Below are 23,282 nucleotides of genomic sequence, written 5' to 3'. Positions count from 1 at the left end.
TCGACTTCGACCTGAGCACGCTCGACGACGCACTGGCCGAGGGCTCTGAAACCATCATCGTCTCGGTCGGCGAGATCACCGGCGGCGGCTTCGAGGCCATCGCGGCGGATCCGGCCAAGGGCTCGGTCACCACCCTCGTTACCGATGATGTCGGGGGTCCGGGCGGCGGCACGCCGGGCAGCGAAGACACCTGCCTGGTGTCCATCACCGGCCCGGCCTCCGTCGTGGAAGGTCAGCCGGCCACCGGCTACACCGTCAGCCTCAGCCAACCTGCAGCTGCGGACGTCACCGTCAAGCTCACCTACTCCGGCACAGCTACCGACGGTTCGGACTACACCGCCGTCACCTCGGTCACGATTCCGGCCGGACAGAGTTCGGTCGACTTCGACCTGACGACGCTCGACGACGCGCTGGCGGAAGGATCGGAAACCATCACCGTCTCCGTCGGAGAGATCAGCGGTGGTGGCTTCGAAGCCATCGCGGCGGATCCGGCCAAGGGCTCGGTCACCACCCTCATTACGGATGATGTCGGCGGCCCGGGCGGTGGGACGCCGGGCAGCGAAGACACCTGCCTGGTGTCGATCACCGGCCCGGCCTCCGGCGCGATCACCGAGGGCGAGACCGCCAAGTTCACCGTCTCGCTGAGCCAGCCGGCCGCCACCGACGTCACCGTCAAGCTCACCTACTCCGGCACAGCTACCGACGGTTCGGACTACACCGCCGTCACCTCGGTCACGATTCCGGCCGGACAGAGCTCGGTCGACTTCGACCTGAGCACGATCGACGACGCGCTGGCGGAAGGCTCTGAAACTATCACCGTCTCGGTCGGAGAGATCAGCGGTGGAGGCTTCGAGGCCATCGCGGCGGATCCGGCCAAGGGCTCGGTCACCACAACGATTAGCGATGATGTCGGCGGCCCGGGCGGCGGCACGCCGGGCAGTGAGGACACCTGCCTGGTGTCGATCACCGGCCCGGGCTCGGTCGTCGAGGGCGAGGTCGCATCGGGCTATGTCGTCACGCTGAGCCAGCCGGCGGTCAAGGATGTCGTCGTCACGCTGAGCTATGCCGGCACGGCGACGGACGGCAGCGATTTTGTGCGGGTGGCGTCGATCACGGTGACGGCGGGGCAGTCGCAGGCCTCGTTCTCGATCTCGACGCTGGACGATGCGCTGGCCGAAGGCGCGGAGCAGTTCACCGTCAGCCTGGCCCGGGTGGAGGCCCCGGGCTTCGAGGCGGCGGCCATCGATCCGGCGCGCAGCGCGGTCACGACGACGATCACCGATGACACCGGCCCCGGCGGCAGCACGCCCGGCGCCGAGGACACCTGCCTGGTGTCCCTCAGCGGCCCCGGCGAGGTGATCGAGGGCCAGACCGCCAGCGGCTACAGCATCAGCCTCAGCCAGCCCGCCCAGACCGACGTGACGGTGCGTCTGGTCTACACCGGCACCGCGACCGACGGCGCCGACTTCATTCGCGTGACCAGCGTGACCATCCCGGCCGGCCAGTCCGCCGCCCGCTTCGACCTGCAGACGCTCGACGATGCGCTGGCCGAGGGCTCGGAGACGATCACCGTCACGCTGGGCACGATCTCGGGCGGCGGCTTCGAGGCCATCGCCGGCGATCCGGCCCGGGCCTCGGTCACCACTCAACTGCGCGACGACGCCGGTCCGCACGGCCCAGGCACGCCGGGCAGCGAGGACACCTGCCTGGTCTCGATCACCGGCCCGGGCACGGTCGTGGAAGGTCAGACCGCGACCGGCTACACCGTCAGTCTCAGCCAGCCAGCCGCCACCGACGTCACCATCAAGCTCACCTACTCCGGCACCGATGGTTCGGACTACACCGCCGTCACCTCGGTCACGATTCCGGCCGGACAAAGCTCAGTCGGCTTCGCCCTGAGCACGATCGACGACGCGCTGGCCGAGGGCTCGGAGACGATCACCATCTCGGTCGGCGAGATCACCGGTGGCGGCTTCGAGGCCATCGTCGCTCACCCGCTCGAGCGCAGCGTGACGACGCTGCTGCAGGACGATGCCGGCCCGCACGGCCCGGGCACACCGGGCGCCGAGGACACCTGCCTGGTGTCGATCACCGGCCCCGGCACGGTCGCCGAGGGCGGCACCGCAGCCGGCTACACCGTGACCCTGTCGCAGCCGGCGGTCACCGATGTGGTGATCCGGCTGAACTACGGCGGCAGCGCCAGCGCCGGCAGCGACTATGCGCCGGTCGTGTCGGTGACGATTCCGGCCGGCAGCCGCAGCGCCAGCTTCGATCTGAAGACGCTGGCCGATGGCCAGGCCGAGGGCAGCGAGAACATCACCGTCACGCTGGGCAGCATTTCCGGCGGCGGCTTCGAGGTGCTGCGCGGCGACCCGGGCGCCTTCTCGGTCACCACCGTGATCGCCGACGCCAACAACGCGCCGGTGCTGCAGGCCGATCAGGCCAGCACCCGGGAAGACAGCGCCGTCAGCGGCAACCTGCTCGCCAACGACCGCGACCCCGACGGCGATCCGCTCGTCGTCACCCACTTCACCTGGAACGACCAGAGCTTCACGGCCGGCAGCAGCGCGACGATCGCCGGCGTGGGCACGCTGACGGTGGGCAGCGACGGGCAGTTCCTGTTCACACCCGCCAAGGACTACGCCGGCGCGGTGCCGGCGGCCAGCTGCACCGTCAGCGACGGCCGGGGGCAGGTGAGCGTCTCGACGCTCACACTGTCGATCACGCCAGTCAACGACGCCCCGACGCTGCGCGGCACCACGCTCACACTCAGCGAGGAAGGTCTGGCCAACGGCCGCCCGGAAAGCGGCGAGACCACCGCCACCCAGGCCAGCGGCCGGCTGCAGTTCAGCGATGTCGACAGCAGCGCCCTGAGCTTCACGCTGAGCGCACCCAGCGCGCTGCTGTCGAGCGGCGGCGTGGCGCTGAGCTGGAGCGGCGACGGCAGCACGGCACGGCCGCTGGTGGGCAGCGCCGCCGGCCAGGCGGTGATCTCCGCCACCGTCGACGCCGAGGGCCGCTACAGCGTGACGCTGCACGCGCCGCTGGACCATCCGGTGCGCGGCCAGGAGGATGCGCTGACGCTGTCGCTGGGCGTGCAGATCAGCGATGGCCAGAGCAGCAGCAGCGCCAGCATCGACGTGACGGTGCGCGACGACTCGCCCGCGCCGCTGTGCGTGGTGCGCTGCGCCGACCTCAGCCCGGTGCAGACCAATCTGCTGATCACGCTGGATGTGTCCGGCTCGATGAGCACCCGCGACGGCATCGGCGGCCAGACCCGGCTGCAGAGCGCGATCGCCTCGATCGAGAAGCTGATCGACAGCTACGCCGACCGGGGCGACGTGATGGTGCGCCTGGTGACCTTCTCCAGCGAGGCCAGCGAGCGCGGGGCCAGCTGGATGACGGTCTCGCAGGCGCGCACGACGCTGGCGGGACTGAAGGCGGGCGGCAACACCAACTACGACGCCGCGCTCGACAGCGCCCGCGAGGCCTTCGACGATCCCGGCCGGCTGGCGGGCGGCGACAACATCGCCTATTTCTTCTCCGACGGCCGCCCGAACGTGCCCAGCGGCGATGTCGGCATCGATGCGGCAGAGCAGAAAGTCTGGGAGCGCTTCGTCGAGGCGAACGACATTCGCTCCTACGCGATCGGTCTGGGCAAGGATGTGCCGGCCGCGGCGCTGGCGCCGATCGCGCATGACGGCGAGGGCCAGGACACGATCTCGCCGCTGCTGGTCACCCGCTTCGACCAGCTCGACGCGGCGCTGGCGCAGACGGTGGCCGATCCGATCCAGGGCGAGCTGGTGGCTGGCGGCATCGACCGGGCCGCCGGCGCCGACGGCGGCCACCTGAGCGCGCTGGTCGTCGACGGCGTGCAGCACCGCTGGGATCCGGCCACCAGCGCCTCCGACACCGTCACGGTGCGCACCGCCAGCGGCGGCGAGTTCACCTTCAACATGGAAACCGGCCACTACAGCTACCAGCCGCCCGCCGGCGCCTCGCGCGACTACCAGGAGAAGATCGGCTTCGTGCTGACGGATGCCGACGGCGACAGCCGCAGCGGCTCGCTGACGCTGGGCATCGATGTCGACGGCAACGGGCGCTGCGACGTGCAGTGCGAGCCCGCCACGACCAGCCTGATCCCCGACGCCTCGGGCTGCCTGACCGGCAGCATCCTGAACTGGTCGCTGGCCGATCCGTGCGACAGCAGCCACAGCAGCAGCACCGGCGGCACCAGCACGGTCAGCACGTCGTCAGGCACAGGCTCGCTGCACTGCGGCGACCTGCTGTCCTCGACGATCGACCTGCTGGCGCAGTGGAGCAGCAGCAGCGGCAGCAGCGGCAGCAGCACAGGCGGCGCGTCGACATCGACCTGCGCACCGGCCCCGGCCCCCGCGCCGGCGGACTGCGCGGTCACGCTGTCGAGCGCCGAGCAGCTGCTGGCGCAGACGCTGATCCGCCAGACCAGCGACACCAGCAACCACTGCGGGCCCTGAGCGGTGCCGGCGATCCGCCGCGAAGATCAGCTCCGGTAGTCGGCGTTGATCGTCACGTAGTCGTGCGAGAGGTCGCAGGTCCAGACGGTGGCCTGCGCCTCGCCGCGGTTCAGGCCGACGCGGATGGTGATCTCGGCCTGCTTCATGACGCGCTGACCGTCTTCCTCGCGGTATTCAGGCCGGCGGCCGCCCTGGTGGACCACATGCACGTCGTCGAGGTGCAGGTCGATCAGGGTCTGGTCGAGGTCGTCGATGCCGGCATAGCCGACCGCCGCCAGGATGCGGCCCAGGTTCGGGTCGCTGGCGAAGAAGGCGGTCTTGACCAGCGGCGAGTGCGCGATCGCGTAGGCAGCCTGCAGGCACTCGGCCTCGGTGCGGCCGCCTTCGATGGTGACGGCGATGAACTTGGTCGCGCCCTCGCCGTCGCGCACGATCGCCTGCGCGAGCTGCTGCGACACCGCCACCACCGCATCGCGCAGCGCCCGGCCCTCGGCCGAGTCCAGCGCGGTGATCGTGTCGTTGCCGGCCTGGTGGGTGGCGATCAGCACGAAGCTGTCGTTGGTGGAGGTGTCGCCGTCGATGGTGATGCGGTTGAAGCTGAGGTTGGCCGCCTCGGTCACCAGCGGCTGCAGCAGGGCCGGGTCGATCGCCGCGTCGGTGGCGACGAAGCCCAGCATCGTGGCCATGTTCGGGCGGATCATGCCCGCGCCCTTGCTGATGCCGGTCACCGTGACCGTCTTGCCGCCGATCGTGACCTGGCGCGACGCGGCCTTGGGCAGCGTGTCGGTGGTCATGATCGCCTCGGCGGCCACCGCCCAGTTGTCGGCCTTCGCATCGGCCAGCGCGGCGGGCAGGCCGGCCTGGATGCGGTCGCTGGGCAGCGTCTCCATGATCACGCCGGTCGAGAACGGCAGGATCTCCTCCGGCGCGATCTCCAGCGCCTTGGCCAGCGCCAGGCACACGGCGCGCGCGCGCACCAGGCCGTCGTCGCCGGTGCCGGCGTTGGCGTTGCCGGTGTTGATGACGATGGCGCGCTTGGCCGGACCGGCGGCGAGGTGCTCGCGGCAGATCTGCACCGGCGCGGCGCAGAAGCGGTTCTTCGTGAACACGCCGGCGACGCTGGAGCCGGGGGCCAGCGTGATGACGGTCAGGTCACGCCGGTTGGCCTTGCGCACGCCGGCCATGGCGATGCCGAGCTGCACGCCGGCGACCGGGTGCAGATCCTGAGGATTCGGAGCGGAGAGGTTGACGGGCATGGCAGTCGGTCGGTGGACAGATGAGGAGGAATTCAGGCCACGGCCGGATCGGAATCGGCACGGGCCAGGCGCGCGGGCATTGTAGGCAGCAGCTCCGGCACCGGATCGCTGGCCAGGCGCGCCAGCAGATGGTGATCGCACAGCAGGCCACGGCCGTCGCGCTCGACCTGGCGCATCAGGCCCTCGCGCACCATGCCCAGGCTCTCGGCGAAGGCCAGCGAGCGGGTGTTGCGCACATCGCACCAGACCTCGATGCGGGCCATGCCCTGGCGCCAGGCCCAGTCCATCAGCGTGAGCGCGGCCTCGCGCACCAGGCCGCGACCGCGCTGGCGGCTGCAGCCGACAAAGCCGATCTGGCAGCGCGGCACACCGAAGTCGACGCTGTGCAGGTCGACGCAGCCGACATAGGTGCTGGTGTCGTACTCGAAGGCCAGATAGCTCACGCCCTCGCCCTCGGTGAGGATCCACTCGCGGGTGCTCTCGCAGTGGCGGCGCGCGGCTTCCTCGTCCCAGCGCTGGTGGCCCCAGGCGATGTAGTCGAGCTCGGGCATCGAGCGGCGCACGCTGGCGTAGAGCGCCGGAGCGTGGCGCGCATGGATCTTCTCGAGCCGCAGGCGGCGCCCCGGCAGGATCTCGGGACTGTGGCGAAAGGTGTCTGGAGTCATCGGCGACGGTCCTGCGGTCGAAAGGTGAAGCACGGGCAGGAGCGCGGTCCGGGCAGGAAACGACAAGGGGCCCGCAGGCCCCGTGTCGCTCACGCCGGTCCGACCGACCTGCGAGAAATCAGGCGAGCTTGCCGTGGCACTGCTTGAAGCGCTTGCCGCTGCCGCAGGGACACGGATCGTTGCGACCGACACGCTGCGTCAGGTGCTCGGGCAGCGGCTGGGCCGGATCCTGCGACACGCTGCCATCCTCGTTCGGGTGGGTGTAGGTCACGTTGCCGACCCGCTCGGCCACCGCCTCGATCGCATCGGCGGCACGAGCCGCCTCGTCCTGCGACTGGATGCGCACCGTCAGCAGCACGCGGCTGACGTCCATTTTTACCACATCGAGCAGCTGGCTGAAGAGCTCGAAGGCCTCGCGCTTGTATTCCTGCTTCGGGTTCTTCTGCGCGTAGCCGCGCAGGTGAATGCCCTGGCGCAGGTAGTCGAGCGCCGCCAGATGCTCGCGCCAGTGGCTGTCGATCGACTGCAGCAGCACCATGCGGCCGAAGTTGTTGAACTGCTCCTCGCCGACCTGCGCGATCTTGGCGGCATGGGAGGCATCGGCGGCGGCGACCACCTTCTCGACGATGTCGGCATCGTCGAGCTCATGGCTGGCCTCGACCAGGGCCTTCAGGCCGATCTCGAGCTGCCACTCCTCGCGCAGCACCTTCTCGAGGGCGTCGATGTCCCACTGCTCCTCGACGCTTTCGGCCGGCACGAAGGTACGCACCACGTCGGTCAGCGCACCACGGCGCAGGTGGGCGAGCTGCGCGGAGATCTCGGTCTGCTCGAGCAGCTCGTTGCGCTGCTGGTAGATGACCTTGCGCTGGTCGTTGGAGACGTCGTCGTACTCGAGCAGCTGCTTGCGCATGTCGAAGTTGCGCGCCTCGACCTTGCGCTGCGCGCTCTCGATCGAGCGGCTGACGATGCCGGCCTCGATGGCCTCGCCCTCGGGCATCTTCAGGCGGTCCATGATCGCCTTGACCCGGTCGCCGGCGAAGATGCGCATCAGCGGATCTTCCAGCGACAGGTAGAAGCGCGAGGAGCCCGGATCGCCCTGGCGACCGGCGCGGCCGCGCAGCTGGTTGTCGATGCGGCGGCTCTCATGGCGCTCGGTGGCGACGATGCGCAGACCGCCGAGCTTCTTGACCTGCTCGTGCAGCTCCTTCCACTCGACGCGCAGCTGGTCGACGCGGGCGGCCCGGTCGGCCTCCGACAGCGCCGGATCGGCCTCGACCTGCTGGATCAGCTTCTCGATGCTGCCGCCCAGCACGATGTCGGTGCCGCGACCGGCCATGTTGGTGGCGATGGTCACCATCTTCGGCCGACCGGCCTGGGCGATGATGTCGGCCTCGCGGGCATGCTGCTTGGCGTTGAGCACCTGGTGCGGCAGCCCGGCCTTCTTCAGCAGCTCGGAGACCTGCTCGGAGTTCTCGATCGAGGTCGTGCCCACCAGCACCGGCTGGCCGCGCTCGAAGCAGTCGCGGATGTCGGCGACCACCGCGGCGTACTTTTCCTTGTCGGTCTTGTAGACCAGGTCGAGCTCGTCCTTGCGGATCATCGCCCGGTTCGGCGGGATCACCACCGTCTCCAGACCGTAGATCTCCTGGAACTCGTAGGCCTCGGTGTCGGCGGTGCCGGTCATGCCGCCGAGCTTGGCGTACATGCGGAAGTAGTTCTGGAAGGTGATCGAGGCCAGCGTCTGGTTCTCGGCCTGGATCTTCACGCCCTCCTTGGCCTCGACCGCCTGGTGCAGGCCGTCGGACCAGCGCCGCCCGCTCATCAGGCGGCCGGTGAACTCGTCGACGATGACGACCTCGCCGTTCTGCACGACGTAATGCTGGTCGCGGTTGAACAGGTGGTGCGCGCGCAGCGAGGCGTAGAGGTGATGGACCAGCGTGATGTTGGCCGCGTCGTAGAGCGAGGCGCCCGGCGCGAACAGCCCGGCCTCGGCCAGCAGCTGCTCGGCCTTCTCGTGGCCGGCCTCGGTCAGGAAGACCTGGTGCGTCTTCTCGTCGGCGGTGAAGTCGCCCGGCTCGATCACGCCCTCGCCGGTGCGCGGATCGGCCTCGCCGATCTGCTTCTTCAGGAAGGGCACGACCGCGTTGATGCGCAGATACATGTCGGTGCGGTCGTCCGCCTGGCCCGAGATGATCAGCGGCGTGCGCGCCTCGTCGATCAGGATCGAGTCCACCTCGTCGACGATGGCGAAGTTCAGCCCCCGCTGCACGCGGTCGGCCGTCTCGTAGACCATGTTGTCGCGCAGGTAGTCGAAGCCGAACTCGTTGTTCGTGCCGTAGGTGATGTCGGCGGCGTAGGCGGCCTGCTTGGCCTCGCGCGGCATGTTGGGCAGGTTCACGCCCACCGTCAGGCCGAGGTAGTTGTAGAGCCGGCCCATGGTCTCGGCATCGCGCGAGGCCAGGTAGTCGTTGACGGTGACGACATGCACACCCTTGCCCGAGAGCGCGTTGAGGTAGACCGGCAGCGTCGCCATCAGCGTCTTGCCCTCGCCGGTGCGCATCTCGGCGACCTTGCCGTTGTGCAGCGTCATGCCGCCGATGAGCTGCACGTCGAAGTGACGCATCTTCATCAGCCGCTTGCCGCCTTCGCGCACCACCGCGAAGGCCTCGGGCAGCAGGTCGTCGAGCGAGGTGCCAGCGGCCACGCGCTGGCGGAACTCGGCGGTCTTGCCGCGCAGCTCGTCCTCGCTCAGCTTCTCGAACTGGGGCTCGAGCGCGTTGATCCGCTCGACCACACGCCGGTACTGCTTGAGCAGGCGGTCATTGCGGCTGCCGAAAATCTGGGTCAGGAGCTTGGGCAACATGAACGGAATCGTGCGCGACGTGCAGAGGACCCGCGGCGGTTCAGCCCTTGCCGCAGGATCCGGGAACAAGGTGGTTTGAGGTGCGGCCGGGTTAGAGCAGCGCGGCAGGCCAGGCCGGCACACCTGGTCAGGCGTGCCCTCGGACAGATTTCGAGTTTATCACCGGCCTTTTGCAACTCGGCCGGGGCCGGGCAGCGCCTCCCCGGGCCGGGGTGGCAGATCGGCGTCGATGCGCTCGCCCAGCGCGAGGAAGCGCGCCGGATCCTGCTGCACGCCCTCGAGCAGCACCTCGAAATGCAGATGCGGCCCGGTCGAGCGGCCGGTGCTGCCCACGCGGGCCACCGTCTGGCCGCGGCGCACCAGCTCGCCCGGGCGCACCAGGATCTCGCTGCTGTGCGCATAGCGGGTGACCAGGCCCTGGCCATGGTCGATCTTCAGCGCCAGGCCATAGGCGCCGTCATGCTGGGCCTCGATGACCCGGCCGCCTGCGGCCGCGCGGATCGGCGTGCCGACCGGGGCGGCAAAGTCCAGCCCGGTGTGCAGCGCGGTGCGGCCGTTGAAGGGGTCGATGCGGAATCCGAAGCCCGAACCGACGGCGACCTCGACCGGCCGGATGCTGGGCACCAGCATCTGCTCGAGCCGGCGCGACAGCAGCCGGGACTCGGCCAGCACCAGCAGATCGGACTGGCGATCGGCGTCCAGATCGAGCTGCTGCATCAGCTGCTCCAGCCGGGCGGCACCGCCTGCCGGCGCCGGCACGAAGGGGCCGCCGCCCGGCCCGGAGGCGGCCGGGCTCGCCGGCGAGGCCGCACGGCCCGCCTCGTCGAGCGCACGCAGCTCCTCGCGCTTCAGGCCGGCCAGCCCGGACACCCGCTCGCCGACCGCCTCGATCTTCAGCAGCTTGGCCTGCAGCTCGCCGAGCTGCAGGGCCATCGCCTCGACGTTCTCGCGCAGGTAGCGCTCGCGGTCGACCGCATCGCGGCCGATCACCGGGCCGACGATCTGGCTGACCACCGGCCAGCCTTCGCGCACCGCCTTCAGGAAGACGAAGTGATAGACGGTGCCCGACAGCAGCAGCAGCGCCAGCAGCAGCGCGCCCAGCATCAGCCACAATTGCAGCGGCCGCAGGTGCACGGAGCGCGTGCGAGCCAGTCTGCCATGGGTGATCAGGATATCCATCGTCGCTTCGTTCCTCGTGCTGCACCGGGCGCATCAGTCTCGGTGCCGGACCCGCTGCCGCTGCAGCGGGCGCTGAACCAGTGCGAGCCGCTGCAGCGGCTGCAGCAGCGGCTGGCCCAGTCGGGCGCGCGCATGGAAGCGGTGCGCCCGCTTCTGCCGGCCGCGCTGCTGCGCCATGTGCGCAGCGGCCCGTCCGACGACGAGGGCTGGACGATGCTGGCCGGCAATCCGGCCGTCGCCGCCAAGCTCAGGCAGCTGCAGCCCCGGCTGGAAGCGGCGCTGAAACAGAAGGGTTTCCAGCGTACCGGGATCCGGATCCGGGTTCAATCACCGACGAACCCGTGATCCGAACCCGTGATCCGTCTCAGGCCTTGCCCTGATTGGCCACCGCCGCCGCCGCCTTGGCCGCCGCCTCGGCGTCGCCGAGGTAGTAGGACCGGATCGGCTTCAGGTCGGCGTCGAGCTCATAGACCAGCGGGATGCCGTTGGGGATGTTCACGCCGACGATGTCGTCGTCGCCGATGTTGTCCAGGTACTTGACCAGCGCGCGGATCGAGTTGCCGTGCGCGGCCAGCACGATGCGCTGGCCGGACTTGATCGCCGGGGCGATCGCCTCGTTCCAGAACGGCAGCACGCGCGCGACCGTGTCCTTCAGGCACTCGGTCAGCGGCACCTGCTCGGGCTGGAGCTTCGCGTAGCGCGGATCCTGGCGCTGGCCGCGCGGATCGTCCGACGCCAGCGCCGGCGGCGGGGTGTCGTAGCTGCGGCGCCAGACCAGCACCTGCGCGTCGCCGTACTGCTTGGCCATGTCGGCCTTGTTCAGGCCCTGCAGGCCGCCGTAGTGGCGCTCGTTCAGGCGCCAGTCCTTGACGACCGGCAGCCAGTCGCGGTCCATCGTGTCCAGGCAGTGGTTCAGCGTGTGGATCGCGCGCTTGAGCACCGAGGTGTAGGCCACGTCGAACTCGTAGCCGGCCTCCTTGAGGAGCCGGCCGGCCTGGCGGGCCTGCTCGACGCCGGTGGCGGTCAGCTCGACATCGGTCCAGCCGGTGAAGCGGTTTTCCAGGTTCCAGGTCGATTCGCCGTGGCGGATCAGCACAAGCTTGTACATGGCAGTCGGTCGTCGTCGGGTTGCAATCGGCGCGAATTCTATAATCCGCACCCTTGCCAACCCTTGCGCGCGGCCCCGTCCGACGCCGAACTTCCGTGAACTTCCTTCTCGACAACTGGATCTGGCTGCTGACCGCGATCGCCTCGGGCGCCGCGCTGATGCTGCCGAACCTCGGCAAGGGCGGTGGCGCCGATGCCGTCAACCCGAACGGCGCGGTGCAGCTGATCAACCGCGAGAAGGCGGTGGTGATCGACGTGTGCGAGCCGGCCGAGTTCGAGGCCGGGCACATCGGCGGCGCGCGCAGCATTCCGCTGGGCCAGCTCGAAGGCGCCAAGGGCCTGCCGACCAACAAGACCCAGCCGCTGGTGCTGGTCTGCGCCTCGGGCGCACGGGCGCGCAAGGCCGCTGCGATCGCGCGCAAGCTCGGCCACGAGCGGGTGCATGTGCTCGAGGGCGGTCTGGCCGCCTGGCGCGAGGCCGGCCTGCCGGTCGAGAAGAAGACCGCCTGAAACACGGGCCCGGCCATCCGGGCCGACAATCAGGCCACCCCGATCCGCAGCCTCACAGCCCCCACGCCATGAACCCCGTCAGGATGTACACCACCCAGGTCTGCCCCTACTGCATTCGCGCCAAGCAGCTGCTGCAGGCGCGTGGCGTGGCGCAGATCGAGGAGATCCGCGTCGATCTCGACCCCGCGCAGCGCATGCAGATGATGGAGATCACCGGCCGGCGCACCGTGCCGCAGATCTTCATCGGCGACACCCATGTCGGCGGCTGCGACGACCTGATCGCGCTCGACCAGCGCGGCGGCCTGCAGGCGCTGCTCGGCGCCTGAGCTCAGGCCCGGACCTGAGGGTTCGGCGCCACACTGCCCGTGCGCAGGACCGCACGGCAGGGGCACAATCGTGACTTGCGAACACTGGCGAATGTCACGATCCGCCCTCCTCCGGTGAGCTCATCCCACTCGCAGCAGCCCGGCTCCCGCCGCGACCTGGCGCTGCTGACCCTCGGCGCGCTTGGCGTCGTCTACGGCGACATCGGCACCAGCCCGCTCTATGCGCTGAAGGAAGTCTTCCACGCCGGCCATGTGCCGGTCACGCCCGACAACATCCTGGGCGTGCTCTCGCTGATCTTCTGGACGATGACGATCATCGTCTCGCTGAAGTACGTGCTGCTGATCCTGCGCGCGGACAACAACGGCGAAGGCGGCCTGATCGCGATGCTGGCGCTGGCCACCCACGCGGTGCGCGACCGCCCGCGCCTGCATGGCGTGCTGATGATGCTGGGCATGTTCGGCACCGCGATCTTCTATGGCGACGGCGTCATCACGCCGGCCATCTCGGTGCTGTCGGCGATGGAAGGCCTGGAGGTCGCCGCACCCAGCCTGCACCCCTTCATCCTGCCGCTGACGCTGCTGGTGCTGACCGGGCTGTTCGCGGTGCAGCGCTTCGGCACCGGCGGCATCGGCCGCGCCTTCGGGCCGATCACGCTTGTGTGGTTCGGCGTGCTGGTCGCGCTGGGTCTGCCGCATGTGATCGAGCACCCGGCGGTGCTGGTGGCGCTGGATCCGCGCCACGCGATCGGCTTCTTCGTCGGCCACCCGCTGGTGGCCTTCATCGGCCTCGGGGCCGTGGTGCTGTGCGTGACCGGTGGCGAGGCGCTCTACGCCGACATGGGCCACTTCGGAAAGAAGCCGATCCGCATCGCCTGGTACGGCTTCGTCATGCCGGCGCTGGTCGTCAACTACTTCGGCCAGGGCGCAATGCTGCTGCGCGATCCGGCAGCGATCGAGAATCCCTTCTTCATGATGGCGCCGGACTGGGCCGCGCTGCCGCTGGTCGGGCTGGCCACCGCGGCCACCGTGATCGCCTCGCAGGCGCTGATCACCGCCGCCTTCTCGGTGACCCGCCAGGCCATCCAGCTCGGCCTGCTGCCGCGCATGCGCATCCTGCACACCTCGGTCAAGGACCTGGGCCAGATCTACATCCCGTTCGTGAACTGGGGGCTGTATCTGTTCATCGTGCTGGCGGTGGCGCTGTTCAAGTCCTCGACCAACCTGGCCTCGGCCTATGGCATCGCGGTGACGCTGGACATGACGATCACCACGGTGATGACCTTCTTCGTCATCCGCCACGGCTGGAAGTACCCGCTGCCGCTGTGCGTGGCGGCCACCGGCTTCTTCTTCGTCATCGACATCGCCTTCTTTGCCTCGAACATGCTCAAGCTGTTCGGCGGCGGCTGGTTCCCGCTGGTGATCGGCATCGGCATGTTCACGCTGATGCTGACCTGGCGCCAGGGCCGTGCGCTGATGAGCCACCGTCTGCGCGACGACGCCATCGAGCTGCGCACCTTCCTGGAGGCGATCTTCGTCAGCCCGCCGCTGCGGGTGCAGGGCACCGCGGTCTTCCTGTCGTCCGAGCCGGACATCACGCCCAATGCGCTGATGCACAACCTCAAGCACAACAAGGTGCTGCACGAGCACAACCTGTTCGTGACGGTGCGCCACCACGACATCCCGTGGATCGGCTTCGAGCGACGCATCACGATGGAGCCGCTCGGCCATGACTGCTGGCAGGTGACGCTGAACTTCGGCTTCAAGAACGAGCCCGACGTGCCCGAGGCGCTCAAGCTGCTGCAGGGCCGCGGCGTGCCGCTCGACCCGATGGACACCAGCTATTTCCTGTCGCGCGACATCGTGATGCCCACGCTGGGCGAGGGCATGTCGCTGTGGCGCGAGAAGCTCTTCGCCAACATGCACCGCAACGCGGCGGCAGCGGCCGACTTTCTCAGCCTGCCGGCGAACCGGGTGGTCGAGCTGGGCTCGAAGGTCGAGATCTGAAGCGCCCGAGCGCCGCGGGCAGCGCCAGCAGCAGCGCCGCAGCCAGCAGGCCGCACAGCAGCCCGGCGGCATGCGCCACCGGCGCGATGCGGATGTCCCAGCCCGGCGGCTGCACCTGCAGCACCGCCCAGGGCTGCTCTCCGAGCACCTTCAGCACCAGGCCCAGACCGAGCGCGGCGCCCAGCACACGCTCGGCGCGCAGCCGCCCGGGCTGGACCAGCAGCGCCACCGCCGCCACCGCCGCGCCGGCATGCAGCACGCCGGAGAGCCCGCCGTAGCGCCGCAGCGCCGGCTCGGCCAGCAGGGCCAGATGGGTCAGCGGCCAGGCCAGCGCCCAGGCCAGCGCCGCCTCGCGCGGCAGACGCGCCACATGCCCGAGCAGCAGCAGCAGCAGCGCACCGGCCAGATTGGCGCCCAGGTGCAGCAGGCTGAAATGCACCCAGGCCGCGCTCCAGCAGCGCCAGGGCTCGGCCCAGACCAGCGCGGGCTGCCAGGTGAGCACCTGGCGCGCCAGCCCCGGCCCGGTGCCGACCAGCAGCGCCGGCAGCGCCAGCAGCAGCGCCACCGTGCCCCAGAGCCGCCCGCCCGGCGACCCTGCCCGGCTCAGCCGAAGACCGCCCGCCACAGCGCCAAGCCGGCCTGACGGTGCACGGCCAGCTCGCCCAGCTCGGCGATCTCGGTCTGGGTGCTGGCCTCGTCCAGGCGTGCGCGGTGCTGGGCGCGGCGCAGTTCGCGGTAGGCATCGGCCGCCGCCAGGCCCACGCCGGCCGGCAGCAGCGCAGCCCGCTCGGCACGCTGCAGCAGCGCGATGTTGCCGACATCGTCCTGCAGCTCGGGATGGGCGGCGCTGTGTGCCAGCACCAGCCACTGCACCGCGAACTCGATGTCCATCATGCCGCCGCGGCCGTGCTTGAGGTCGAATCGGGTCGGGCGCACCGGGTGGGCCTCGCGCACCCGCTCGCGCATCGTGGCGATCTCGCGGCGCAGCGCATCCTGGTCGCGCGGCGCGGTCAGCACCGCGCGGCGCACCGTCTCGAAGCGCGACGCCAGCCCGGCGTCACCCGCGCACCAGCGCGCCCGGGTAATGGCCTGATGCTCCCAGGTCCAGGCGGTGTTGCTGCCGCGCCCCTGCTGGTAGCGCGCGAAGGCCTCGATCGAGGTCACCAGCAGGCCGGAGTTGCCGTTCGGGCGCAGCGCGGTGTCGATCTCGTAGAGCGCGCCGGCGGCGGTGCGCAGCGACAGCCAGGTGATGACCTTGCGCGCGAAGGCGGCGTAGACCTCGGGCGCACGCTCGTCGTCGTCGTCGTAGAGGAAGACGATGTCGAGGTCGCTGCCGTAGCCCAGTTCCTTGCCGCCGAGCTTGCCGTAGGCGATGACCGCAAAGCGCGGCTGCTCGCGGTGACGCTGGCGCAGGTGGCGCCAGGCCCAGGACAGCGTCAGGTCGAGCATCGCGTCGGCCAGCGCCGAGAGGTCGTCGGCGACCTGCTCCACCGTGATCTCGCTCTCGACATCGCGCACCAGCGTGCGGAAAGTCTCGGCATGGTGCGCGCGGCGCAGCGTGTCGAGCAGCTCGCCCTCGTCGGCCTCGCCGGAGCGCACCCAGGCCTGGTGGCGCGCCTCCAGATCGCGCGACAGCGCGCCCGGCTCGAAGCGCTCGCCCAGCAGCCGCGCATCGGCCAGCTCGTCGATGACGCCCGGATGCAGCATCAGATAGCGCATCGGCCAGCGCGCCAGGCCCAGCAGGCGCAGCAGCCGGCCCAGCACCTCGCCGCGCTCGGCCAGCAAGGCCAGATAGCTGTCGCGGCGCAGCAGCGGCTCGATCCAGTCGATGAAGCGCAACAGTGCGGTGTCGCCGATGCCGGGCATGTCGCGGCTGAGGCGGCGCGCGCGCATCAGCAGCTTGGCCAGACGCGTGCGGCCCTCGTCGCGCAGCAGCGCCACCCGGGGCGAATCGACCAGCAGCTTCAGCCGCGCCGCCAGCTCCGGCGACAGGCCGTCGTGCAGTGCCGGGCTGTCGAGCGTCGGCGGCGCGCCGGAGCAGCCGCGGCAGGTGCCGCCGCTGCTGCCCGGCCGGGGCGGCGCGCTGCGGCCCTCGTGCAGCAGCGCATCGAACTCGGTGGCCACCAGCTCGCGGTGCGCGCACAGCGCGTCGAGCAGATCGCAGGCCTCGGCGTTGCAGTTCAGCCGCATCGAGGCGGCGATCCAGCGCAGATCGGCGTCGACCGTCGGCAACAGATGTGTCTGCTGGTCGTCGAGATACTGGATGCGATGCTCGACCTGGCGCAGGAAGGTGTAGGCCTCGGCCAGCCGGTCGGCGGTGTCCTGCGGGATCAGGCCGACCCCGGCCAGACGCTGCAGCGCCTTCAGCGTCGGGCGGGTGCGGATCTCGGGGAACTGGCCGCCGCGCACCACCTGCAGCAGCTGCACGATGAACTCGATCTCGCGGATGCCCCCGCGCGAGAGCTTCACGTCGTTGGCGCGCTCGGGCCGGCCGGCGGCGCGGCGCATCGCCTCGTCGCGGATCTTCTGGTGCAGCTGGCGCAGGCCCTCGAAGACGCCGTAGTCGAGGTAGCGGCGGTAGACAAAGGGCGTGACCACGTCGCGCAGCGCGCGTGCCCGGCCGGAGGTGATCGATTCGCGCGGCGCCACCACCCGACTCTTGAGCCAGGCGAAGCGCTCCCACTCGCGGCCCTGAACCAGGAAATACTCCTCGAGCATCGCCAGGCTGACCACCGGCGGGCCGGAGTTGCCGTTCGGGCGCAGCGCCAGATCGACGCGGAAGACGAAGCCGTCGTCGGTCAGATCGCCGATCAGCGCCCGCAGCGTGCGCGCGACCTGCGAGAAGTACTCGTGCGCCGAAATGACGCCCACGCCATCGGCCCGGCCGGCGGTGGCGCCGTCTTCCTCGTAGACATAGATCAGGTCGATGTCGGAGGAGACATTGAGCTCGCGCGCGCCGAGCTTGCCCATGCCGATGATCCAGAAGTCGATCGGCGCGCCGGCCTCGGTGCGCGGCGCACCGTGGCGCTCGTCCTGCTCGGCGCGGGCGAAGGCCAGCGCGGCCTCCAGCGTCACCTCGGCCAGCTCGGTCATCGCGCGGGTGACGATCTCGACCGAGGCCTGCTGCTCGACGTCGAGCACCACCAGCCGCTCCATCACCAGCTGGCGCACGATGCGCAGCGCCGAGGCCAGCGGGCGGCCATGCGCCAGCACCGTCTGCAGCGCGGCCTCCATCGTCTCGCGCACCGGCTCGCCCGGGGGCAGCCAGGCCAGGGAATCGCCGCGAACGCGGCGCACGCGCTGCACATAGCGGCTGTGGTCCGCGCGGGCCGCGAGGGCCGGCGTCGGATCTTGCGCCTGCGGAAGGGTATCGATCGAATTCATTCGGGTCTGTGCTAGCTTCTCTGCTTCCATCCTGCCGGCGCCTGTGCTGCTCGCTGCGTTCATGTCTGCCCCTCCCCGATCGCCCGACGCGCTCGCCGATCCGATCCCGACTGCCGACACCTCCGGATCCGCCTCGACAGGCAGGATGCCTCGCCTGCTGCGCGGGCTGGTCGGCACGGCAGCAGGCCTGGGCATCATCGTGCTTGCGGCATGGCTGACCTTGCAATGGGGGATTCTGCCGCGCGCCGACCTCTGGCGACCTCGACTGGCGCAATGGGCCTCGCAGGCGATCGGCATGAAAGTGCAGATCGCGCACATCGAGGTGCTCGGCGACCTCTGGGCGCCGACGCTGCGGCTCGAGGGCGTGCAGCTGCTCGACCCGCAGGGCCGCGCCGCGCTGCAGCTCGGCCGCGCCGAGCTGCGCATCACGCCCGGCTCGCTGATCCCGCGGCCGCACCAGGGCTGGACGCCGCGCATGGACCGCATCCTGCTGCAGACGCTGGTGCTCGACATGCAGCGCGACGCGCAGGGCCGCATCCTGCTCGCCGGCCTGCCGATCGCGCCAGCGGACGACCGGAGCGACGCGGACGATGGCAGCGGCGCGCTGGCCGACTGGCTCTTCAGCCAGCCCGACATCCGGCTGCAGGACGCGCGGCTGCGCTGGCAGGACGCGCTGCGCCCGCGGGCCGGGCTGCTGGAGCTGGGCGATGTCGACATCGAGCTGGGCAACCGCCTGGGCCGCCATGTCGCCCGGCTGCAGGCCACGCCCCCCGCAGGCTGGGGGGATCGCTTCACGCTGAGCGCCGATCTGGCCGGGCCGCTGCTGTCGGCCTCGCGCTGGCTGGCGCCGGGCGACTGGCGGCGCTGGTCGGGCGAGATCCGCGCCGACTGGCCGCATGTGGACGTGGGCCGGCTGCGCCGCCACATCGACCTGCCCTTCGACCTGATGGAGGGACGCGGCCAGCTCGGCAGCCGGCTGACGGTGCAGGACGGCGGCCTGGCGCAGGCGGCGCTGGACCTGCGCCTGGAGGCGGTGGCGCTGCGGCTGGCGCAGGCGCTGCCGCCGCTGACGCTGCACCGCATCGCCGGCCGGCTGGCGCTCGAGCGCAGCGAGACCGGCAGCCTGATCCGCGCCCAGGGCCTGTCCTTCGAGCTGCCCGCCGACGGCCAGGGCCGCGAGGCCGCGCGCTGGCCCGCCACCGACCTGACGCTGACGCTCGAGGGCCAGCCGGGCGCCTGGCGGGGCGGCACCTTCGCGGCCTCGCGGCTGGATCTGGCGCTGCTGGCGCGCTCGGCCGAGGCCATGCCGCTGGGCGGACCGATGCGCCGCCTGCTGGCCGAAACCCGCCCGAGCGGCCAGGTGCGCCAGCTGCGCTACGACTGGAGCGGCGAGGCCGAGCTGCCGACGCGCTGGCGTGCCCGCGGCCAGGCCGAGCAGCTCAGCCTGAGCGCCGAGCCGGCCACCGCGCAGCTCGAGCGCACCGCCACGCCCGGGCGCCCCGGCCTGCACGGCGCGCGGGTCGACTTCGAGGCCACCGAGCGCGGCGGCCGCGCCGGCGTGCGCATGGGCCGCGACGGCGCGCTCGAGTTTCCCGGCGTCTTCGAAGAGCCGCGCGTGCCGGTGCAGCGGCTGCAGGCCGAGGTGCGCTGGACGCTGCAGCGCAGCCTGGCGCAGGCGCGGCCGGCCATCGCGGTCGAGGTGCGCCAGGCGCGCTTCGCCACCGCCGACGGCCAGGGCGAGTTCTCCGGCCGCTGGAAGAGCGGCCCGCCCGACGGCGAGCGCTTCGGCCGCGAGGGCTGGCTGCCCGGCCATCTGGACCTGGAGGCGCGGGTCGAGACGCTGCGCGCCGAGCGGGTGCACCGCTACCTGCCGCTGGGCATCGGCGCTTCGACCCGGCATTACCTGGCCAGCGCGCTGCGCGAGGGCCAGGCGCGCGAGGTGCGCTCGCGGGTGCGCGGCGCGGTGCTGGACTTTCCCTACACCGGCCGTGACCAGCCGGGCGAATTCCTGATCGAGGGACGCTTCGAGGGCGTCGGCTTCGACGCGGCGCCGGGCAGCCGCTGGCCGCTGTTCTCCGACGTGTCGGGGCGGCTGCGCATCGACGGCAACCGGCTGACGCTGGAGGACACCCGCGGCCGGCTGGGCCACACCGGCAGCGGCCGCTTCCAGCTCGAGGGCGTCGAGGGCGGCATCGCCGACTTCGTGCACGACCCGGTGCTGAAGCTCTCCGGCCAGGGCCGCGGCCCGGCCGCCGACATGGTGCGCTATCTGGTCGACAGCCCGATCGACGGCTGGCTGGACCATCTGTTCACCCCGGTGCAGGCCGAGGGCGAGAGCCGGCTGACGCTGGATCTGGCCATTCCGGTGCTGGAGGCCGAGCGCACCACCGCACGCGGCCGGGTCGAGCTGCAGCAGGCACGGCTGCGCATGCGGCCCGGCACGCCGGAGCTGAACGGTCTGGACGGCCGGCTGGAGTTCAGCGAGCGCGACTTCCAGGTCCACGAGGCCCGGGCGCAGGTGGCCGGCGGGCCGCTGCAGTTCGCCGGACGGCTGGGCGAGGACGGCCAGATGCGGCTGAGCGGCCAGGGCCGCGCCAGTCTGGAGGGCCTGCGCGCGCTCGACGAGCCGGCGGTGCTGCGCTCGCTGCTGCAGCCGTTCGACGGCGAGGCCGACTACCGCATCGAGCTGGGCCTGGGCCGGCTGGGCACCCGGCTGGCGATCGACAGCGATCTGGTCGGGGTGCGCTCGCCGCTGCCGGCGCCGCTGGCCAAGCCGGCCGCGCAGGCGCTGCCGCTGCGGGTGCGCCTGGAGCCCGCCCCCGACGGCGCCGAGCTGCTGCGCGTCGAGGCCGGCAGCGTGGCCCAGCCGCTGCTGCAGGTCGGCTATCTGCGCGACGCCCATGCCGACGGCAGCGGCGCGGTGCGGCGCGGCCGCATCGCGCTGGGCGCGGCCACCGTCGAGGGCCAGGATCCACGCGCCTGGCCGGCGCGGGGCGTCGATGCGCTGGTGGCGCTGCCGGCGCTGTCGTTCGACCGCTGGCAGCAGTGGATGCATCACGAGGCCCCAGCCGACTGGCGTGCGGCCGCGGCCGCGCCGGCCGCCCCCGCGCCGACCGCATCCAGCCGCATCGACTCCGGCCCCCTGCCCGGCCGCATCCAGCTGCGCACCGAGCGGCTGACGCTGGGCGGACGGCGCTTCGACCGGGTCGAGGCCCAGCTGCAGCGCGACGCCACCCGCAACGACCGCTGGCTGCTGCGCATGCAGGCCGATCAGCTCGACGGCGAGGCCGAATACACCGCCGCGGCCGCCGCCAGCCCGCGCCCGGCCGCGCTGCGCGCGCGGCTGTCGCGGCTGGTGCTGACGCCACAGACCGAGCCCGGCGCCGAGCCGCCCCTGCCGGCCCCAGGCAGCCCCCCGGCGGCGGGCACGGTGCCGGCACAGCGCCTGCCGCAGATCGACCTGCAGGCCGATGCGGTCGAGTTCGCCGGCAAGCCGCTGGGGCGGCTGGAGCTGCGCGCCGGCCCGCGCGCCAGCGGCGGCTGGCTGATCGACCGGCTGGCGCTGCAGCGGCCCGAGGCACGGCTGGAGGCGGTCGGCCTGTGGCTGCCCGGCACCGCGCCGGTGACGGCCGGCGAGCCAGCCGGCCAGACCCGGCTGACCTTCCGCCTGGACCTGATCGACGGCGGCGCGCTGCTCGACGCGCTGGGCTGGCCGGGGCAGATGCAGGGCGGGCGCGGCCACCTGGGCGGCCAGATCCAGTGGCCGGGCACGCCCACCGACTACGCCACCGCGCAGCTCGGCGGCCATCTGCGGCTGGACCTGGACCAGGGGCGATTCCCGCAGGCCGATCCGGGCGCCGGGCGGCTGCTGGGCGTGCTGAGCCTGCAGTCGCTGCCGCGGCGCTTCCTGCTGGACTTCCGCGACCTGTTCCAGAGCGGCTTCGGCTTCGACCGCATCGACGGCGACATCGCCATCCGCCAGGGCCAGGCCAGCACCCGCAACCTGCGCATCCGCGGCCTGCAGGCGATGATCCTGACCGAAGGCAGCACCAGCCTGGCGCAGGAAACGCAGGATCTGCACGTCTGGGTGGTGCCCGACCTGAATGCCGGTGCCGCGTCGCTGGCCTATGCGGTCATCAACCCGGCCGTCGGCCTGGGCACGCTGCTGACGCAGATGGTGCTGCAGGGCCCGCTGGCCGATGCCGTCACCCGCGAATTCCGCATCACCGGCCGCTGGGACGCGCCGGAGGTGACCGGCGTCGACCGCAGCACCGGCGCGCGCCCGCGTCCCGACCAGGGCGCCGCGCCGCCGCCGTCTTCCTCGTCTTCGCCCTCGTCCTCGTCTTTGCCGCAGGAGCCCCGCACGCCATGAGCATGAAGATCGCCGCCGTCCAGATGGTCTCAGGTCCGCGCCCGGACGAGAACCTCGACCGCGCCGAGGCGCGGGTGGCCGAGGCCGCCGCGCAGGGCGCCGAGCTGGTGGCGCTGCCGGAATACTTCTGCCTGATGGGCCTGCGCGACCGCGACAAGCTGGCCATCGCCGAGCCCGACGGCGACGGGCCGATCCAGCGCCGGCTGGCGCAGATCGCCGCGCGCCACCGGGTCTGGCTGGTGGCGGGCTCGCTGCCGCTGGCGGTGCCGGGTGACGCCGACCACGCCACCAACACCACGCTGGTCTTCGACCCGGAGGGCCGGCGCGCCGGGCGCTACGACAAGATCCACCTGTTCCGCTTCGACGACGGCGAGCGCCGCCACGACGAGGCCGCCACGCTGCGCGCCGGCCACGCCCCGCTGGCGCTGGACATCACCGCCCGCGACGGCCGCGCGCACCGCACCGGCGTCACCATCTGCTACGACCTGCGCTTCCCCGAGCTCTACCGCCAGCTCGCCACCCCGCCCTGCGACCTGATGGTGGTCACCGCCGCCTTCACCTGGCCGACCGGCCAGGCGCACTGGGAACTGCTGCTGCGCGCCCGCGCGGTGGAAAACCAGTGCTGGCTGCTGGCCAGCGCGCAAGGCGGCCTGCACGAGAACGGCCGCCGCACCTGGGGTCACTCGATGGTCATCGACCCCTGGGGCCAGATCGTCGCCGAACTGCCCGAGGGCGAAGGCGTCGTCGTCGCCACGCTGGACGACCAGCGCACCGCCGAGATTCCCCCCCACGTCAGAATAGTTGCCGCGTCGATAGAACCCGAAGAGGGGGCGAAGACGAGGAGAAGACGTGGCTCGATACGGCAAGGAATACAAGGACCGGGTGGTGGCGAGGCTGCTGCCACCGGAGAGTGCCCCGGTGGAGCGGGTATCCGCAGAAGTGGGCGTGAGCACTTCAACGCTGGAGCGGTGGCTGGCCGACGCGCTGGAATCGGCGAGCGGCGGAGAGCCGCGCCGGGTGTGGACGGCTGCAGCGCGACTGCAGGCGGTGATTGCAACGGCATCGCTGGACGAGACGGCGAAGTCGGCGTGGTGCCGCGAGCAGGGGGTGTATCCGCAGG

14 protein-coding genes and 1 pseudogene are annotated in these 23,282 nt (G+C 71.4%); 8 read left to right on the top strand and 7 right to left on the bottom strand.

Features of this window, described 5'->3' with window-relative positions; translation table 11 throughout:
- Positions 1-4,496, top strand: a 4,496-nt coding sequence (locus BW996_RS20260) for an immunoglobulin-like domain-containing protein (RefSeq protein ID WP_139330975.1), incomplete at its 5' end; no start/stop codon positions are given.
- 26 nt (positions 4,497-4,522) lie between these two features.
- Here the strand turns inward: BW996_RS20260 and argJ are convergent.
- From argJ to BW996_RS20240, 4 genes are all read right to left on the bottom strand, one after another.
- Complete coding sequence (gene argJ / locus BW996_RS20255; protein WP_037485658.1) at positions 4,523-5,752, bottom strand: bifunctional glutamate N-acetyltransferase/amino-acid acetyltransferase ArgJ; 1,230 nt, start codon at positions 5,750-5,752, stop codon at positions 4,523-4,525.
- A 32-nt stretch (positions 5,753-5,784) separates the two neighbouring features.
- Positions 5,785-6,417 carry a GNAT family N-acetyltransferase gene (locus BW996_RS20250; RefSeq protein WP_037485659.1) on the bottom strand — a complete coding sequence of 211 codons (633 nt, stop codon included), beginning with the start codon at positions 6,415-6,417 and terminating at the stop codon, positions 5,785-5,787.
- Positions 6,418-6,535: 118 nt separating this feature from the next.
- Positions 6,536-9,280, bottom strand: a complete 2,745-nt coding sequence (gene secA / locus BW996_RS20245; protein ID WP_037485661.1) for a preprotein translocase subunit SecA — start codon at positions 9,278-9,280, stop codon at positions 6,536-6,538.
- A 159-nt stretch (positions 9,281-9,439) separates the two neighbouring features.
- The gene (locus tag BW996_RS20240) at positions 9,440-10,459 is read right to left on the bottom strand and encodes a M23 family metallopeptidase (protein WP_076459077.1); all 1,020 of its coding nucleotides are present in this window, start codon (positions 10,457-10,459) and stop codon (positions 9,440-9,442) included.
- Between the two features lie 42 nt (positions 10,460-10,501).
- Here BW996_RS20240 and BW996_RS20235 point away from each other — a divergent pair, with 42 nt between their 5' ends.
- The gene (locus BW996_RS20235) at positions 10,502-10,804 is read left to right on the top strand and encodes a hypothetical protein (protein WP_037485022.1); all 303 of its coding nucleotides are present in this window, start codon (positions 10,502-10,504) and stop codon (positions 10,802-10,804) included.
- A gap of 19 nt (positions 10,805-10,823) precedes the next feature.
- Here BW996_RS20235 and gpmA read toward each other — a convergent pair whose 3' ends face one another.
- Entirely contained in the window at positions 10,824-11,567 is a 744-nt protein-coding gene (gene gpmA, locus BW996_RS20230; RefSeq protein WP_037485024.1) for a 2,3-diphosphoglycerate-dependent phosphoglycerate mutase, read from the bottom strand.
- A 95-nt stretch (positions 11,568-11,662) separates the two neighbouring features.
- Between gpmA and BW996_RS20225 the strand changes: the two genes are divergently transcribed.
- From BW996_RS20225 to BW996_RS20215, 3 genes are all read left to right on the top strand, one after another.
- Positions 11,663-12,076, top strand: a complete 414-nt coding sequence (locus BW996_RS20225; protein ID WP_037485026.1) for a rhodanese-like domain-containing protein — start codon at positions 11,663-11,665, stop codon at positions 12,074-12,076.
- Between the two features lie 68 nt (positions 12,077-12,144).
- Positions 12,145-12,402: a glutaredoxin 3 gene (gene grxC / locus BW996_RS20220; RefSeq protein WP_037485028.1), complete on the top strand. Its 258-nt coding sequence runs from the start codon at positions 12,145-12,147 to the stop codon at positions 12,400-12,402.
- A gap of 114 nt (positions 12,403-12,516) precedes the next feature.
- Positions 12,517-14,406, top strand: a complete 1,890-nt coding sequence (locus BW996_RS20215) for a potassium transporter Kup (RefSeq protein WP_037485030.1) — start codon at positions 12,517-12,519, stop codon at positions 14,404-14,406.
- Here BW996_RS20215 and rrtA read toward each other — a convergent pair.
- Positions 14,354-15,031 (bottom strand): rhombosortase, encoded by a 678-nt coding sequence (gene rrtA / locus BW996_RS20210; protein ID WP_081838276.1) that lies wholly within the window; start codon positions 15,029-15,031, stop codon positions 14,354-14,356. The genes BW996_RS20215 and rrtA overlap by 53 nt on opposite strands.
- Positions 15,010-17,790: a bifunctional [glutamate--ammonia ligase]-adenylyl-L-tyrosine phosphorylase/[glutamate--ammonia-ligase] adenylyltransferase gene (glnE, locus tag BW996_RS20205; RefSeq protein ID WP_037485032.1), complete on the bottom strand. Its 2,781-nt coding sequence runs from the start codon at positions 17,788-17,790 to the stop codon at positions 15,010-15,012. Before glnE ends, rrtA begins: the two co-directional genes overlap by 22 nt.
- Positions 17,791-17,935: 145 nt before the next feature.
- Here glnE and BW996_RS20200 point away from each other — a divergent pair, with 145 nt between their 5' ends.
- The 3 genes and pseudogenes from BW996_RS20200 to BW996_RS22350 all read left to right on the top strand — a co-directional run.
- Entirely contained in the window at positions 17,936-22,162 is a 4,227-nt protein-coding gene (locus tag BW996_RS20200; protein ID WP_037485034.1) for a YhdP family protein, read from the top strand.
- Between the two features lie 2 nt (positions 22,163-22,164).
- Positions 22,165-22,944, top strand: a pseudogene (locus BW996_RS20195) (carbon-nitrogen hydrolase family protein); the annotation flags it as partial.
- 67 nt (positions 22,945-23,011) lie between these two features.
- A partial coding sequence (locus BW996_RS22350; RefSeq protein WP_510645192.1) for a transposase occupies positions 23,012-23,282 on the top strand: 271 nt, incomplete at its 3' end.

The sequence above is a fragment of the Sphaerotilus natans genome, assembly GCF_900156335.1.
Classification (GTDB): Bacteria; Pseudomonadota; Gammaproteobacteria; order Burkholderiales; family Burkholderiaceae_C; genus Sphaerotilus; species Sphaerotilus natans.
Note: the sequence above shows the minus strand (reverse complement) of the source record. Positions and strands in the feature narration are given on the sequence as shown.

Excerpts from the sequence above, each read along its gene's own strand:
- argJ (WP_037485658.1), bottom strand. The coding sequence starts at position 5,752 with ATGCCCGTCAACCTCTCCGCTCCGAATCCTCAGGATCTGCACCCGGTC.
- BW996_RS20200 (WP_037485034.1), top strand. The coding sequence starts at position 17,936 with ATGCCTCGCCTGCTGCGCGGGCTGGTCGGCACGGCAGCAGGCCTGGGC.
- grxC (WP_037485028.1), top strand. The coding sequence starts at position 12,145 with ATGAACCCCGTCAGGATGTACACCACCCAGGTCTGCCCCTACTGCATT.
- BW996_RS20250 (WP_037485659.1), bottom strand. The coding sequence starts at position 6,417 with ATGACTCCAGACACCTTTCGCCACAGTCCCGAGATCCTGCCGGGGCGC.
- gpmA (WP_037485024.1), bottom strand. The coding sequence starts at position 11,567 with ATGTACAAGCTTGTGCTGATCCGCCACGGCGAATCGACCTGGAACCTG.
- secA (WP_037485661.1), bottom strand. The coding sequence starts at position 9,280 with ATGTTGCCCAAGCTCCTGACCCAGATTTTCGGCAGCCGCAATGACCGC.
- BW996_RS20240 (WP_076459077.1), bottom strand. The coding sequence starts at position 10,459 with ATGGATATCCTGATCACCCATGGCAGACTGGCTCGCACGCGCTCCGTG.
- glnE (WP_037485032.1), bottom strand. The coding sequence starts at position 17,790 with ATGAATTCGATCGATACCCTTCCGCAGGCGCAAGATCCGACGCCGGCC.